Raw genomic sequence first — 16,627 nt, 5'->3', positions numbered from 1 at the left:
GCAGCCAAGTCCCGCGTGGGCAACGATCTGTGTGACCGTATCTATTTTGCCTTCTGCCTTGGCGGTACCGATTTCTTCCGCCAACGATTTGCCAAGTGTTCCAGACAGCGCCGTACGCAAATTTTTTATCAAGTTTTCATCAAGCGAACCGCCTTCAACCGCCGTTTGCACAGCTGTGCCAATAGCTGCTTTGATCAAGTTCTTTTCCGCCTCACGGGTGATACGATCGACAAAAGGAGCGGTTTTGGGCAAGGATTGCCCAACACCAGCCATTTCGGTTAGTTGGCTGGTTAAGCTTGCTGTCAACATCGACGAGACAATGCTGAGAACATTCTTTGAAGAGCCAAGCTCATGCAAGGCACCGGCAATATTGCCGCGATTATTCACAAGAGCCACAGCGCTTTTGTTAATCAGCGCTTGGACACCTGCCTGTATCGCCGCATTCATGGCAGTGCTCGAGCCAAGCCCCAAAGCACCGGTAATGGCACTGGCAGCGCCCGAGGCTGCTCCACCCGTAACTGCCGTGACAGCCAATGCCACGAGAGCCGCACCGGCTTCTGTCAGCCCTTGGGCTTTATAATCCCAGTCTTTAAATTCAGCTCGAACTGCTTGCCAATCCACTTGCTTGGATAATTCTGGATCATCACGCAGTTGCTTAATCCATGCTATGCCTGGAGAGCGAGATAATTGCTCAAGAGATTTGTCTAAATCACCGGTTGCCTGATACTCAACAACAAAGCCGTCACCCGCATCAAGCTTTATGCCACCCTTAGCATCTATGGTGACATGCTCGATGGTCTCCTTAAGATAGCGTTGGCAAGCACCTTATTAGAGATATGAAAACTTATCAAAAGAAACGTAAATGATGCATATAATTTTTACTCATTTATTTTTAAAAAAGAAAGCCTATAAATACTTTTCGTTGCTAGAAAGCCTATCAAACAAATCAAAACGCTTGGTAGCTTTATCAATTCAATCAAAAAATGTATTTTAAATGAATGTCTTATAAAAAACATTCTTTTTACATTTACGAGCATTGGTTTTCAAAACAATCTCTCATAAGACAACAAACAGATGCTTTTATCAAACGCAAGGCTTTAAAAACTGTTATAAACATCAGTTTCAAACGTTTAAACGTGCATTTAGAGAGGTTCTCATAAGCGTACTTTCATTTTGCACTCAAACAAACTTCTTTGTAATAAGCCGGTCCATTTTTGGGCTGGCAAGATCAATCAATCCAATTTTGAAGGCATTAACTTTAGAATAGAGCATTCTTTAAACATTATAGCTTTTATCTAAAATTTTAGAAAAATCTCATGCGTTTTAATATTTACATCATGATTTGCTTTTTATGGTCTAGTCATAGATGGCAATCTTATATAAAAAATGGTCAAATGAATCACGTATAAAAGTATGGATTCTTGAGTGGATTCATATAAAATAGTTACACTCAACATATTAATTTTATTAGTTTTTATGCATAATGCGATTTATCCTTAAGTACAAAGCTGCCAAGCGCTTGCATTTAAAGCCATGAATATTATTTTCTCCTTCTTGAATAAACGTGGATCAAACTGATGATGCCCAACCTAAACAGCAATTACATGAGCCACTCCACGCTTTAAGAGAACTTGTATAAAACCACTTGTTGATGCTCCACAACATCAATGGTTGTCGATTTGTCTGTTACAATCGGAAATGCATCAAGTGCAGAAATCAATTTCAATGCTACATGTGATACAGAATTCTGTGCTGGATCACAAACAGCCAGCAATCTTTGCATCATCAAAAACAATTTGCCCAGCTTTAACAACTGTTTCTCCACCAACTTTAACCGTCTAATACATGACAGCATCACGTGCACTTGAACATGTCGTAAAAAAGTTTCTTTCAACTAAAAGAATATCAAGCCTTTTTCTAGAAAACGTCTCATACTCAAATTCTCGATCTTATTGGAATTTCGCGTCCCAAAGCGGCCAAAACTGTGTTTAAAATACCCATAGCATCAAGTCCGACACGTGAAAGAACTTTTTCCGGTGAACCATGATTCAAATATTTATCAGGAAATTTTAGTGTACGAACTTTCAAACCATGCTCTAGAAGACCTTCTTGCGCTAAAAATTGTAATAAGTGCGCTCCAAACCCACCAATCGCACCTTCTTCAATTGTTACCAAGACCTCATGCTCACATGCCAAACGACGCATCAAATCTTTATCTAAAGGTTTCGCAAACCGTGCATCTGCAACCGTTGTAGATAATCCTTCAACCTCCAACGCATCAGCAGCTCGCAATACTTCTAACATCCGCGCTCCAAAACAAATCAAAGCAATCCTATTTCCTTCACGCAGAATACGCCCTTTTCCAATTTCTAATAATTCACCGCGTTGTGGTAAATCTATACCAATACCTTCACCACGTGGATAACGAAAAGAAATTGGTCCCTGATCATAAGCTGCAGCTGTACGCACCATATGCATTAGTTCAAGTTCATCAGAAGGAGCCATAACAACAAACTCAGGAAGAGTAGCTAAAAAAACAATATCAAAACTGCCTGCATGTGTTGCACCATCTGCCCCTACAAAACCTGCTCTATCAATAGCAAAACGTACCGGTAATTTTTGAATTGATACATCGTGAACAATTTGATCGTAAGCACGTTGCAAAAAAGTAGAATAAATTGCAACAAAAGGCTTATACCCTTCACAAGCAAACCCTGCCGCAAAAGTTACAGCATGTTGCTCAGCGATACCAACATCAAACATTTTTTCAGGAAATTTTTCCGCAAAAGAATCAAGCCCTGTTCCTGTTGGCATCGCTGCTGTTATGCCAATAATCTTATCATCATGACAAGCTTCTTCTACTAAAGCTTTAGAAAATACCTTGGTATAAGATAGAATATTGCTTGATGCTTTAATCTGTTTTCCTGTTGTAACATCAAAACGGGCAACACCATGATACTTATCAGACGATGCTTCTGCAGGGGGATATCCCTTTCCCTTATGGGTTACAACATGCACCAAAACAGGACCATTAGGACATTCCCGAATATTTTTTAAAACCGACAATAAATGCCCTAAATTGTGCCCATCTATTGGTCCAATATAATAAAATCCAAGCTCATCAAATAAAGTTCCCCCAACAAAAAAACCACGTGCAAATTCCTCTGAACGACGTGCCTTATCAAAAAAAAACTTTGGTAGTTTCTCGCTTAATATTTTTACTCGTTCACGGAAATGACGATAAACAGGACGAGAAACTAAGCGTGCAAGATGCGCACTCATAGCACCTGTCGGTGGTGCAATAGACATATCGTTATCATTAAGAATAACAATTAGGCGTGCATCCAAAGCACCAGCGTTATTCATTGCTTCATAAGCCATCCCCGCAGACATTGCACCATCACCAATTACAGCAATGATATTGCGTCTTGTCTCTGCCCTCAAAGCACTCGCCACCGCCATGCCAAGACCAGCCGAAATAGAAGTAGATGAATGGCCCGCTCCAAATGGATCATACACACTTTCTGAACGTTTTGTGAAACCTGATAGTCCCCCTTCTTGTCGTAATGTGCGAATTTTAGCTCTACGCCCTGTTAAAATCTTGTGTGGATAGGTTTGATGACCAACATCCCAAATAATCCTATCCTCTGGTGTATTAAAAACATAATGTAATGCAACAGTGAGTTCAACAACACCAAGCCCTGCACCAAGATGACCACCTGTTACAGAAACAGCATCTATTGTTTCTGCCCGCAACTCATCAGCTAACTGTACCAAATCAGACTCAGGCAATGCCCGTAAATCTTGTGGAAAACACACACGGTCAAGCAATGGTGTTAAGACCTGAGACAAAAAAACTACCTCCTATTACCTTAACTCAAGAGAAAGCAGCGATAAAAATATATCTTCTCTACTTTTTTATTTACTGGAAAATGTTCTTCTCTATTTGAGATGATTTATAATTTTTCCCATTTTAAACCTATTTTATAAAATTCGCTTTCCATAAAGCAAAATTATTGCATCTCCTAGGCCTACAATAAATATTCAAAAACATTTAATATTATTTAGCATCAAGAGGTTCTACTCCTTTTGGAAAACCTCCCTCTGAAAGTTGAATTTTTTCAACTTTAGCTTCAGCAACTTTCAAGAGTTTTTCACAATGCTTTTTAAGCGCTTCACCTCGTTCATACATATCAATGGATTGTTCCAAAGGCACATCACCCCGTTCCAAATTTTCAACAATAACTTCAAGTTGCTTAAGCGCTTGCTCAAAGCTTAGTCCTTTAATATCCCCCTCTTGTATCTCTTTTTTCATAGGAACCTCACAAAACATCGATTCTGGATATACGAATTCCAAAACTTTCTAAATCTACATAATGATGCTCTTTAGAAGCATAAACAATAACAGAGCATATTCTTAAATATTTTAAAATTTGTGATCCTAAACCAATTTTGCGCCATTCTTTTTCGCGTTCAATCGCCTGCACATGGTTTTCTGAACCGTTTTTCTTCATATTTTGAATGCCACTTGTTGATTGTATCACAGATCCTTCACGCAAATAAACAAATACACCGCATTTTTCTTTTTCCAGCATACGCCGTATCATCACTATGATATCTGAAGATTGACAAAAAACATCATTGATAAGGTTTTCATGATGTAGGTGCACAGGAATATTCTTTCCTTCACGGATATCACCAAAAATAATTGCAATATGCTGAACGGCTTCCCAAGGTAGTTGATAACTTTGAACAAGAGCAGAGCCTATAGGTGTTTCAATAGCCATTTCCCCAACATGCTTGATCAATATTTCTTTACGCTGGCGGTAAGCAATTAAATCTGCAACCGTAATGGTATGCAATTGATGTTCTTGTGCAAATTCCGTAATCTGATCGCCATGTTTGACGCTTCCATCATCATTAACTAACTCACCGATAACTCCAACCAGCGGTAAACCAGCTAATTTACATAAATCAACAGCTGCTTCTGTGTGACCTGAACGCAGAAGAACCCCCCCCTCATGTGCAATCAAGGGGAAAATATGTCCAGGACGAACAAAATTGTTTGGACCAGCATCCGAACTAGCAAGCTTACGCACAGTCAATGCACGATCGCGCGCTGAAATCCCTGTTGTTATGCCGTGTTTAAGATCAACAGTAACAGTAAATTGTGTCCCGTGTGCGGAGTTATTATCTCGTACCATAGGAGAAAGATTAAACCATAGCGCTTTTTTTTTGGACATAGGCGTACACACAATACCCGTTGTGTGACGAAGAATAAATGCCATCTTTTCCTCTGTACAATGAGCTGCAGCAACGGTTAAATCACCCTCATTTTCACGGTCATCATCATCTGTCACCACAACGATTTCACCGCGTTCAAAAGCTTTAAGTGTAGAAACAATTTTTTCTTCATCATACGCCATTATTCACCTTTTCAATCACCCAACTTGACCGCGATGTCGTAGATAATGGTCAGCAATAGCACAAGCAACCATCGCTTCACCAACAGGAACAGCACGAATCCCAACACATGGATCATGACGTCCCTTCGTTATAACGTCCACATCATGACCATCAACATCAATGGAACGACGAGGTGTTAAAATTGATGAAGTAGGTTTGACAGCAAAACGTGCAATAATTGGCTGGCCACTTGATATTCCACCTAAAATACCACCAGCATGATTGGATAAAAAAAGTGGTTTTCCATCATTTCCCATCCGCATTTCATCGGCATTTTCTTCTCCTGTTAAGCGAGCTGCTGCAAAACCATCGCCAATTTCAACACCTTTTACCGCATTAATCGACATAAGTAAGGATACAATGTCTTGATCAAGCTTTGCGTAAATAGGTGCTCCTAAACCTGCTGGAACATTTTCTGCAATGATCTCAACAACAGCACCAACGGATGTACCATCTTTGCGTAGTTTCTTAATATAATTACTAAAAATTTGAACTATCTCTGCATCAGGTGAAAAAAAAGGATTCTTATCAACCTCTGTCCAATCCCAACGATCGCGATTAATATTATGGGGACCAATTGCTATCACTGCTCCTCGTACAACTAAACCAGGAACAATTTTACGTGCAAACGCACCCGCCGCAACACGTGCAACTGTCTCACGTGCTGAAGCACGCCCTCCGCCTCGAAAATCACGAATACCATATTTTACATCATAAGTGTAGTCTGCGTGACTAGGACGATAACGATGAGCGATTGTTCCATAATCTTGAGAACGTTGATCCATATTTCGAATCAACAGAGAAATTGGTGTGCCTGTTGTAATCAATGTTCTCCCATCTTCTTGAGGAATGGCTCCTGAAAGGATTTCTACTTGATCCAATTCTCGGCGCTGCGTTGTGTATAGGGATTTCCCTGGTCTACGTTTATCAAGATAAGCTTGAACTTCTGCAAGAGTAAAAATAATTCCAGGTGGACAACCATCAATGACACAACCAAGAGCAGCACCATGGCTTTCACCCCATGTTGTTACACGAAACAAATGACCAAATGTATTATGCGACATGCAAAAAGTCCGTTTCTCTGTCAAATATATGCAATGACAACATATGTTGAGCTATACATAAGACAGCTCTTCGCTCTAAAATACTTTCAGCCGTTTTAAATTTAGGCAAATTACCGCTGTCCAATAAAATCCTATAAATCAAACTTTATTCTTTAACGACGGAAATATCTGGTGCATCAACTGCTTTCATACCTATGATATTATAACCTGAATCAACATGATGAACTTCACCAGTAACAGAACGAGACAAATTTGAGAGAAAATAAAGAGCAGAATCACCAACCTCTTCAATTGTTACTGTACGACGTAATGGAGCATTATATTCATTCCATTTTAAAATATAACGAAAATCACCAATACCAGAAGCAGCTAACGTCTTAATTGGCCCTGCAGATAGAGCATTCACACGAATATGTTTAGGACCTAAATCTACCGCTAAATATTTCACGCTCGCTTCAAGAGCTGCTTTAGCAACTCCCATTACATTATAATTGGGAACAACCTTTTCCGCGCCATAATAGGTTAGTGTCAAGATTGATCCACCATCTGGCATCAACTTTTCCGCACGCTTTGTTAGAGCCGTTAGGGAATAAACGGAAATATTCATGGTCATCATAAAATTTGATTCGCTAATATCAACATAACGACCACTTAATTCACCTTTATCAGAAAAACCAATAGCATGAACTAAAAAATCGAGTTTACCCCATTTCTTTTCTATTTCTCTAAAGACCGCATCAATAGAGGCACCTTCAGAAACATCACAATGTCCACAAACAAACCCCTTTAATTCTTCGGCTAAAGGCTCAACACGCTTTTTCATCGCTTCACCTTGATAGGTGAAAGCAAGTTCTGCCCCTGCGGCGCTCGCTGCTTTAGCGATTCCCCAAGCGATGGAGCGATTATTGGCTAACCCCAAAATTAAACCACGCTTACCGTACAATAAACCATCACCTTTAGCCATCAGCACTGCCTCATTGTTACTTAAAATTAACATTACTTACCTGCCTATGGCACAGATCAACTTTTTCTTCAAGTAATTGATTTAAAATCAAACAAAAACGCTGCCTTATATAATAAAAAATTTAAAAATTAATCTTTTTGCATTTGTAAAAACTGTTCTAGCGCAGCATTTTCACCTTCCGGTAACATAATGCGAACATGCACATAAAGATCATCTCTTATACCATTTTTTAAACGAAGCCCTTTTCCTTTTAATCGCAAAACGCGATCAGAACTTGACCAAGCAGGAATCGTTAAAACCACACGGCCCTCTAATGTTTCAACTTCTTCTTTTGCTCCTAAAACAGCATTTTTAAGAGAAACTGGTAAATCAAGATGGAGCGCCCTTCCTTCAATTCGAAAACGAGGGTGTTTTTGTATCTGAATGGTTATCAACGCATCTCCTGCTTGCCCATGAAGCACTTCTGCTCCTTGACCTTTTAAACGTATAGTTTGTCCATCTTCAATATAATCCGGAAGTTTAATTTTTAACTTCTTTCCATTAGGGAAAACAGCTTCTACCTTTTCTACGCCAACCATTTGCTCTAATGTTACGGAAAGATTAGCACGAACATGTGCTCCTTGTTGAGAGCGATTATAGGGTGTGGAATTCGAAAAGGTACTACCGCTCCCAAACAGATCGCGAAAAATATCACTCGCATCAAAACTTGCACCGCCTGAAGAGGAAAAATCAAATCCTTTAGCTCTTCCTGAAAAGGGATTTTGTTTATTGCCAAAATTTTCACCAGCACCGTAAGCTTGATAACGCGGTTTTCCTTCCATATCAATTTCACCGCAGTCAAACTGTGCCTTTTTATCTTTATCACCTATAATTTCATAAGCTTGATTAATTTCAGCAAATTTCTCTTTAGCTTTTATATCATCTTTATTGTGATCTGGATGATACTTCTTTGCTAATCTTCTAAATGCCGATTTAATCTCTTGCGGTTTTGCGGTACGTGCCACACCCAGAATCGTGTAGGGATCACGCATATTGCCCTCTTTTCAATTTTTTCGTTTTCCAAATATCAACTGATATGTTTTCAATATCCCTCATAGCTTCATCAGGCTATATGTAGAGAAAAATTTCTTCTTTTATTTATATGTTTATCAATAAACTAAAATACTAGATAAAATGAGATATTTATTTAATATAGCTCATTGTAGTCTATGCTAAAGACAAAAATAATTAAACCACCATAAAAATCCATAATAAGTATTAGATTTTTGAAAATAAGAAAAATGCTACTTTAAACTTAATGAAAAAATAAATGAGAAAAATCTTCACTCATATTCACTGACATTTGGAGAAACTATGAATAACAAAATACCAACAGACGATCATTTTATGCAAATACAAAAACCATTTGAACTTTTCGTAAAATGGCTTGAAGAAGCAACGATAAGCGAAATAAATGATCCAAATGCTATGGCATTAGCAACAGTTGACGAAACAGGCCTCCCTAATGTCCGTATGGTTCTCCTCAAAGACTATAGTCCACAGGGATTCGTCTTCTATACCAATTATGAAAGCTGTAAAGGACAAGAAATTTTAAAATCAATGAAAGCATCCTTAGGTTTTCATTGGAAATCACTCCGTCGTCAAGTTAGAATTAGAGGAATTGTTGAAAAAGTCAGTATGCAGGAAGCTGACACCTATTTCCAATCGCGACCACGTAATAGTCAAATTGGAGCATGGGCATCTAAACAATCTCAACCATTAGATAATCGTTTTGTGCTCGAAAAAGCAATTGCTCAATACACGGCGCATTATGCCGTAGGCAAGATTCCACGGCCATCTTATTGGTCTGGTTTTCGTGTTAAACCCCTTTCTATAGAATTCTGGAGTGATCGCCCATTTCGTTTACATGATCGTCTGCTTTTTACACGCGATTGTATTGGACAGAGCAATTGGAAAAGACAAAAACTTTATCCCTAATTTTTCAAACTTCATCGTTATAAAGGTTTTTTTTCCTAACAGTTAACTGACTATTTTCTATTTGCAAAATTCTAAAAGAAGATGATGTATTTCACTTAAAGTAAGAGAATTGTATCTTCACTGTAAAAATTAGTTAATAATATCTCCCTACTTGATCACTTGAAAGTAGATTAGTAACAAACTTATTAGTAAGAGAAAAAATTGTATTCAGCAGAAGTTATGGTTTCACTTTTGAGCTTCTAATAAGGGAAGTAGTGTTATTCAAATGAAACCGAGAATAATAAAATAGTCGTATACATTTTGATTCTGATCGATAAATAGAAAATATACCTTAAATCAAAAAAAATTTCGCTCTTGCTAAGATCTATTTTTATTTCAATAAAATTTTACAAAGCGATTATTTCGTACAAGAAGGATCTGAAACAAGATTAGCCATAAATATAAATAAACCTTAAAATCAATGAAAATACCTTTAATTTTTATTCCTCTCCCCTTCATCACAAAACATGTGAATTTATCTAATGTGTTGTTAGACTGCAGGATAAAATATCGTCCATATACCACTACATACTAAACCAGCAAAAATCACAAAACCAATAAATGAATTCGATTTGAAAAGCTTGAGACATTGTGAACTATCATCAATATCAATGACTTTAATTTGAATAAACATATGGATGCTTGCCACAAAAATCCCCCCAAAACACAGAACAGGAACTTCAGCTAAATAAAATGCTAAACTAACGAACACCACAAAACCACCATACAAAAATACTAAAGCACGTTTAGTTTCTTTACCAAAGAGAAGCGCCGTAGAGCGGATACCAACAGTAACGTCATCTTCTTTATCTTGATGTGCGTAGATTGTATCGTATCCTATGGTCCACAAGATTGATCCCACATAAAGAAAGATCGGTGCCCAACTTAAACTTCCAAAGACAACGGCCCACCCCATTAATGCTCCCCAATTAAATGCAACGCCTAAAAAAAACTGTGGCCAATATGTTATACGTTTCATAAACGGATAAAACGCAACAGCAATCAATGATGAAATACCTAGAAAAAAACTAAACCTATTAAATTGTGATAAAACGCCTAAACCAACCAAACATTGCACAAGTATAAAAATTTTTGCTTGAAACCGACTCACATGACCTGTCGGCAATGGGCGAGAACGTGTTCTTGCTACTTGCGAATCGATTTTATGATCAATAAGATCATTCCACGTACATCCTGCCCCTCGCATAGCGACAGATCCTAGAAAAAAAAGAAAAAGATACCAAATCCAATGAAGCAATATTGATAGAATAGTATCATAATGTATTTTATAAGAGAGAAAAGCCATTGTTGTTGACCAAAAACAAGGCCACATCAACAATTGCCATCCGATAGGCCGATCCCAACGCGCTAATTGCGCATAAAACCATAAAGAACAGGGAAGAAAAGTGTAGACCCATTGCTTGGAAGATGCATCCATAACCCGTCCTTGGTTATCATAGGACTGAACATGTGTGATATTTTCATTTTTTTTCATCAAATGATTTACCTTTAATCTTGCGATAGAGACATTTCATTTTTATGAGAAGAAGATGAAATTTATCATCTTCTATGAGAGGAGCAAGTAATGAATATTCTTCTAATTGGCTCAGGTGGACGAGAACATGCTTTAGCATGGAAAATAGCAGCATCCCCACTGCTCACAAAGTTATATTGTGCTCCTGGAAATCCTGCAACAACAGAATTTGGTGAAAATATTAATTTAAACATTGATGACCACCTCCTTGTTATTGATTTTTGTAAAACGCATTCTATTGATCTTGTGATTGTGGGGCCAGAAGCACCATTGGTGGCAGGTATAACAGACTCTCTTTCTAGTGCTAATATCTGTGTATTTGGTCCTACTCAAAAAGCTGCTCAACTAGAAGGTTCAAAAGTTTTTACAAAAGATTTATGTCGTAAGAATAACATTCCTACAGGAAGTTACCAATGCTTTAATAATGCTGCTAAAGCCAAAGCTTACATTCATCAACAAGGAGTTCCCATTGTCATTAAAGCTGATGGCTTAGCAGCTGGGAAAGGTGTCGTGGTTGCAACAACTATGGAAGAGGCATTTAACGCTGTTGATTCCTGCTTTAAAAGTACATTTGGAAATACAGAAAACAAAATTGTTGTAGAATCTTTTCTTGAAGGTGAAGAAGCAAGTTTCTTCTGTCTTTGTGATGGTAAAGTTGCTCTTCCCTTTGGATCTGCTCAAGATCATAAACGTGTAGGTGATGGAGATACTGGAGCAAACACTGGTGGTATGGGTGCTTATTCACCGGCGCCCATCATGACCCAAGAAATAGTGAATCGTACCCTCAAGGAAATTGTTGAACCAGCTTTAAAAAGCATGAAAGAAATGGGAGCTCCTTTCAAAGGTATTCTCTTTGTCGGATTAATGATAACGCCAAAAGGACCCCAATTAATTGAATTTAATGTACGATTCGGTGACCCTGAATGTCAAGTTTTAATGATGCGCCTCAAAGATGATATTCTACCGATCTTTCTTGCCACAGCTCAAGGAAATCTTGAAAATAAACCTCTTCAGTGGTCTGAAAAAACTGCTCTCACCGTTGTTATGGCTGCTAATGGTTATCCAGATTCTCCCCAAAAAGGGACTGTTATCCGTAACGTTGATAAAGTAAACACTCTTCCTGGTGTTAAAGTTTTTCAAGCTGGTACAATATTACGGAATGGAGAACTCATTGCGAATGGTGGACGTGTTCTCAATATAACAGCAACAGGAAAAACGATTACGCATGCACAAAAACGTGCTTATGAAGCTGTTGATTATATTGATTGGCCAGAAGGTTTCGTTCGCCGTGATATCGGATGGAGAGCTATCGCGAAAGAAAATTGAATCTTTTGAAGATTCTTGTTTAAATTTGATTATCTCGCATAAGAGTAGAGCGTACAAATTTTATCACTTTTTTGTATTGACAATAATTTAAAAAAACGAGTACATTTCCCTCTAAAAATAAGGTTTCTTCAATAAAGCGCATTTTTGCTATTCCCATACAAAATGATATCTCTCAGAATTGTCTTCCTCATTTCAAACTACACATGAACGATATAAATCCATTCTGCTATTTTATTGAAAAAATACAAACCGGTACTATTATCATATTTTCCAACTCTTGAGGTTGTGATAATTTTAACTATCTAAACGGTTTAGAAGGGGTATCTTTACTTTTTTAATGGTTCTTGTCCACATACTAACCTTACTTATAATTAATGTGCGGACAAATGATTTTAATCATAAGAATAGAGGTGGAATAAGAATATTTTGCAAAATTCAAAGCTTTCGTTCAATATAAAAAATGATTCATTGATTTTACAAATCAATAATTTGCTTTACAAAAAAGAAAATAAAAATACTTTCAGAAATTTGCTCGTGTTTTAATGATGTAGCAAAAAAACAAAAATTACATTATCAATGAAACAGTCCCTAGTGTTATGAAAACCGTTTCTTACCTACCCCCCAAAAAGCGTTTACTGGAGTTAACTCCTGCTGCCAATGTATTCCTATTAAAAAATCGTATTTACAACTCAGACAGAGCAAATAGAACTTATGGCAGCACAAAAAGAAAAAACGAACGCATATTAATATCACTGTAGCGTAATTCGATTCGCAATCGTTAAACGCAAACCTAACGGATTGCTATAACGAAGTAAAAAACACCTCTGTTTAGAATACGGTATTGTACAAAAAAAATTCTGTAAATCAGAACGATCTTTTACAACCACAACACGATTATCTTCATTAATCATAAGCATAGGAAGATCATAAGTATCTGCCCATAAACGCCAATCCAGAAGAACATTATTCAAATCCCTCGAAACTAAAAGCGGGATGCAAACCTCCTCATTTGTATGAAGTAACTCTAATGCAACAGCTCTTTCTCCTGAACGCGTTTTTACGGTACGTGCTGCAATTCCTTTAAAATGATAAGGCGGCACTAAATGCGATATACTTGAAGGCATATCCGTTTTAAAAAAAACACCATGCTCATTTAACGAACAAATTACCTGACTACCCGTTTTTGATGAAAAATATGTTGCTGTCTGTGGCAAATGGCACGGATCTAACCGAAATTCAAGCACCGCTTTTGCCTGATTAAAGCATTGATTAGCCATATATAGTGTCCCAATTTATCTTAATAACATACCCCTTTTAGCAGCTTTTCCTCATTGGATTATTAAAAGTTTGAATAAAAAACAACTGGTTTCTTTTTTGGTTATTAAAATCTAAACAAAAATAAATAATAAACTTCACCATTCTTGAATTACAAGACTTTACCAGGATTCATTATCCCTAAAGGATCGAGTATTTTCTTAATTTCTTGCATAATATCCAAAGCGACAGATGATTTAAAAGAACGCAGCTCTTCGCGCTTAAGCTGACCAATTCCATGCTCAGCAGAAAATGTACCTTTATAGTCCATTACTAAACTATGAATGCGATGGTTCATTTTTGACCATAATTGCAAAAATGCTGTCGTATCAACTCCTACAGGTTGTGTAACATTATAATGCAAATTTCCATCACCCATATGTCCAAAACAAACGACCCTTGCTCCTGGAGCAATATCTTCCACAATAAGTGCCGCCTCAGCAATAAAATCAGGAATGGAAGCAGGTGGTACTGCAATATCGTGCTTAATGGACCCTCCCGCCAATTTTTGTGCCGATGATATACTTTCTCGCAATTGCCAAAAAAAATCTTGCTGATTTAAAGATTGTGCAACAACTGCATCTTCTATCACTGTATTCTTTAAGGCTTCTTCTAAAATAATATTCAATATTGATAACGCCTCATCATTGCCTTGCAGCGATGAAATGTTCATTAATACATACCATTCATGTTTCTGCTGGAAAGGAGATTTCTCACACATTTTATAATCTAAAGCCATTTGCAAACTGAGATTTCCCATGAGCTCAAAACTTGTCAACATCCCTCCTCCATATTCTTGAGCCAGTGATAAAAACTCTAGAGCCTTCGCTAAACTATATAATCCCACCAAGGCAACAGCTTTTCCTTTTATCTTTGGAAAAATTTTCAAAACTGCTGCGGTTATAACGCCTAGCGTGCCTTCTGCACCAATAAAAAGATTTTTCAAATCATAACCGGTATTGTCTTTTTTAACAAAACGCAAATCATCTAAAATACGGCCATCCGGTAAAACAACTTCCAAACCAAGACAAAGATCACGCACATTGCCATAAGCTAAAACAGCTGCCCCTCCAGCATTTGACGAAAGATTTCCTCCTATTTGGCAAGAACCTTCAGATGCCAAAGAAAGAGGAAAAAAACGACCTAATTCACCCACTTTCTTCTGTAAATCCCGTAAAATAACACCAGCCTCTACAACAACAAAATTTCCCTCAAGATTCATAACTCTAATCTTATTTAACCGCTCCATAGATAAAAGAATGCTCCCTCCTTTTTCATCTGGTTGTTGTCCCCCTACGAGCCCCGTATTCCCACCCTGAGGTACAATTGGTGTGCGGGTTTTGCTCGCTAACTGCATAATTGATGAAACTTCTGCACAAGAAGATGGACGTAAAAGTAAGCGTGTTTTTCCATGGAAAAGTCCACGCTCTTCAAGCAGATACGGTGAAATCAATGCCTGATCTGTTATAGCATGTTTGGCACCAACAATTTCTCTAAACCTCGCAATTAATTCCTGCTCCATATTCATTTCTCCTTTGGAGCTGCCGCACGTATTAAACGGTCATTAATAGCCTCCCCCAATCCATACGACGGAATGGATTCTACAGCGATACATTTCACTTTGAGTGAATCCAATTGTTTCATATATTCAAATAAATGAGCTGCTGCCTCTTCCAACTGTCCTTTTTCACTAAGATTTAAAACAGTAACAGCACTTTCTACCCCTGAAATGCGTTTAGGTCCAAATGCTAAAAGTGCTTCACCATTTTCTACCTTTTGCACATTTAAACGAAGCGCAGCATGGGGAGCATAGTGTGATTTTAGCATACCTGGTGCTTCAACTGCTGTCCACTGATCGCACCGTTTTAGTGATTTCCCTGTAGCTCCTTCAATTTCTTCAGCAACAAGTCCCCCAGGGCGCAAAAGATAAATACTTTCATCACAAACCTTAATAATCGTTGATTCAAGCCCTATTTTAGATGGGCCCCCATCAAGCACCAAAGGAATAGATTCGCCTAAAGATGCAAAAACAGCTTCAGCTGAAGTAGGACTAAGGCGTCCTGACTGATTCGCACTAGGAGCAGCTAAAGGTCGCCCCAAACATCGTACAACTTCTGCGAAACCATTCTCTGGAAAACGGACAGCCAACGTATCAAGGCCAGAGGTAGTTAAAGGATGGATATTGTGATAGGCCTTTAAAGGTAAAACTAATGTCAAAGGTCCTGGCCAAAACACTTCCATTAATTGACGCGAGAGAGAATCAATTTCTACAAAGCATTCAGCCATAATAATACTACTCACATGAACAATAAGAGGATTAAAATGCGGTCGCTTTTTTACAGAAAAAATAGAAGCTACTGCCCTCCCATTGGTCGCATCACCAGCCAATCCGTAGACAGTTTCTGTCGGCAGAGCTACTAATCTCCCCTCTTTCAAAAGTGCAACAGCCTCTTTTATCGAAGTGCTATTAAGAGGCAAAATCGTCATAAGATATCATTCCTATAGCACTTTTGAGCGATATTATATTCTTTTTTATTAATATATCCCATTGACTTTTATATTTTTTCAAAATGTTGGATTCGTAAATAAAAATTAGGGAATAGGGTTTTCCAACATGCTTCTACAAAACACATCTTTGTTATGCCAACTTCCTCCATTTTTTAAATTTGCAGAATCTTCTTGTGAAAAATTATTTTGAAGCCCTTGACATAAACTCGAATTGCAATGTTCTATAATACAATTAAATAGAAAATTTAGCAATGGGGGAAAATTAAACTTGCATTAGCTGGTAAAATTCAAGAAATTGCGTGTGTAGTTATTTAAGTTCATAGGTTTGAGTGTATGGGATGTACAATATTCTCCTTGGCACCAATATGGTTGTTTAAAGCGGTGATTTGATTGGTTTCAATGGTCAGATCGCCAAGGGAAGAAACCCCTGTTTGA

The 16,627-nt window shown here is 37.8% G+C and carries 12 protein-coding genes and 2 pseudogenes; 2 read left to right on the top strand and 12 right to left on the bottom strand.

Features of this window, described 5'->3' with window-relative positions:
• The 8 genes and pseudogenes from GGR08_RS06875 to GGR08_RS06840 form a co-directional block, all read right to left on the bottom strand.
• Positions 1-810, bottom strand: a pseudogene (locus tag GGR08_RS06875) (DUF637 domain-containing protein); the annotation flags it as partial.
• 782 nt (positions 811-1,592) lie between these two features.
• Positions 1,593-1,904 (bottom strand): annotated as a pseudogene (locus tag GGR08_RS06870) (SAM-dependent methyltransferase); the annotation flags it as partial.
• A 31-nt stretch (positions 1,905-1,935) separates the two neighbouring features.
• The gene (gene dxs, locus GGR08_RS06865) at positions 1,936-3,852 is read right to left on the bottom strand and encodes a 1-deoxy-D-xylulose-5-phosphate synthase (RefSeq protein ID WP_183194612.1); all 1,917 of its coding nucleotides are present in this window, start codon (positions 3,850-3,852) and stop codon (positions 1,936-1,938) included.
• Between the two features lie 208 nt (positions 3,853-4,060).
• Positions 4,061-4,315: an exodeoxyribonuclease VII small subunit gene (locus tag GGR08_RS06860; protein ID WP_183194611.1), complete on the bottom strand. Its 255-nt coding sequence runs from the start codon at positions 4,313-4,315 to the stop codon at positions 4,061-4,063.
• 7 nt (positions 4,316-4,322) lie between these two features.
• Entirely contained in the window at positions 4,323-5,426 is a 1,104-nt protein-coding gene (gene ribB / locus GGR08_RS06855) for a 3,4-dihydroxy-2-butanone-4-phosphate synthase (RefSeq protein ID WP_183194610.1), read from the bottom strand.
• A 15-nt stretch (positions 5,427-5,441) separates the two neighbouring features.
• Positions 5,442-6,530, bottom strand: coding sequence for a chorismate synthase (gene aroC, locus GGR08_RS06850; protein ID WP_183194609.1), 1,089 nt, complete (start codon positions 6,528-6,530; stop codon positions 5,442-5,444).
• A 145-nt stretch (positions 6,531-6,675) separates the two neighbouring features.
• The gene (gene fabI, locus GGR08_RS06845; protein ID WP_183194613.1) at positions 6,676-7,494 is read right to left on the bottom strand and encodes an enoyl-ACP reductase FabI; all 819 of its coding nucleotides are present in this window, start codon (positions 7,492-7,494) and stop codon (positions 6,676-6,678) included.
• A gap of 128 nt (positions 7,495-7,622) precedes the next feature.
• On the bottom strand, positions 7,623-8,525 hold the full coding sequence (locus GGR08_RS06840; RefSeq protein ID WP_183194608.1) for a DnaJ C-terminal domain-containing protein: 903 nt from the start codon (positions 8,523-8,525) through the stop codon (positions 7,623-7,625).
• Between the two features lie 322 nt (positions 8,526-8,847).
• Between GGR08_RS06840 and pdxH the strand changes: the two genes are divergently transcribed.
• Positions 8,848-9,471, top strand: coding sequence for a pyridoxamine 5'-phosphate oxidase (gene pdxH, locus GGR08_RS06835; RefSeq protein WP_183194607.1), 624 nt, complete (start codon positions 8,848-8,850; stop codon positions 9,469-9,471).
• Positions 9,472-10,000: 529 nt separating this feature from the next.
• Here the strand turns inward: pdxH and ubiA are convergent.
• Entirely contained in the window at positions 10,001-11,005 is a 1,005-nt protein-coding gene (gene ubiA / locus GGR08_RS06830; protein ID WP_183194606.1) for a 4-hydroxybenzoate octaprenyltransferase, read from the bottom strand.
• Positions 11,006-11,095: 90 nt separating this feature from the next.
• Between ubiA and purD the strand changes: the two genes are divergently transcribed.
• Positions 11,096-12,370 carry a phosphoribosylamine--glycine ligase gene (gene purD / locus GGR08_RS06825; protein ID WP_183194605.1) on the top strand — a complete coding sequence of 425 codons (1,275 nt, stop codon included), beginning with the start codon at positions 11,096-11,098 and terminating at the stop codon, positions 12,368-12,370.
• Between the two features lie 749 nt (positions 12,371-13,119).
• Here the strand turns inward: purD and GGR08_RS06820 are convergent.
• From GGR08_RS06820 to GGR08_RS06810, 3 genes are all read right to left on the bottom strand, one after another.
• Positions 13,120-13,647, bottom strand: a complete 528-nt coding sequence (locus GGR08_RS06820) for a DUF6101 family protein (RefSeq protein WP_183194604.1) — start codon at positions 13,645-13,647, stop codon at positions 13,120-13,122.
• Between the two features lie 149 nt (positions 13,648-13,796).
• Positions 13,797-15,206, bottom strand: a complete 1,410-nt coding sequence (locus GGR08_RS06815; RefSeq protein ID WP_183194603.1) for an FAD-binding oxidoreductase — start codon at positions 15,204-15,206, stop codon at positions 13,797-13,799.
• Positions 15,207-15,208: 2 nt separating this feature from the next.
• On the bottom strand, positions 15,209-16,171 hold the full coding sequence (locus GGR08_RS06810; RefSeq protein ID WP_183194602.1) for an L-threonylcarbamoyladenylate synthase: 963 nt from the start codon (positions 16,169-16,171) through the stop codon (positions 15,209-15,211).
• Positions 16,172-16,627: the final 456 nt, after the last annotated feature.

This window comes from Bartonella fuyuanensis, assembly GCF_014197255.1.
Taxonomy (GTDB): Bacteria; Pseudomonadota; Alphaproteobacteria; order Rhizobiales; family Rhizobiaceae; genus Bartonella; species Bartonella fuyuanensis.
This window is presented reverse-complemented; position numbering and strand designations above follow the sequence as displayed.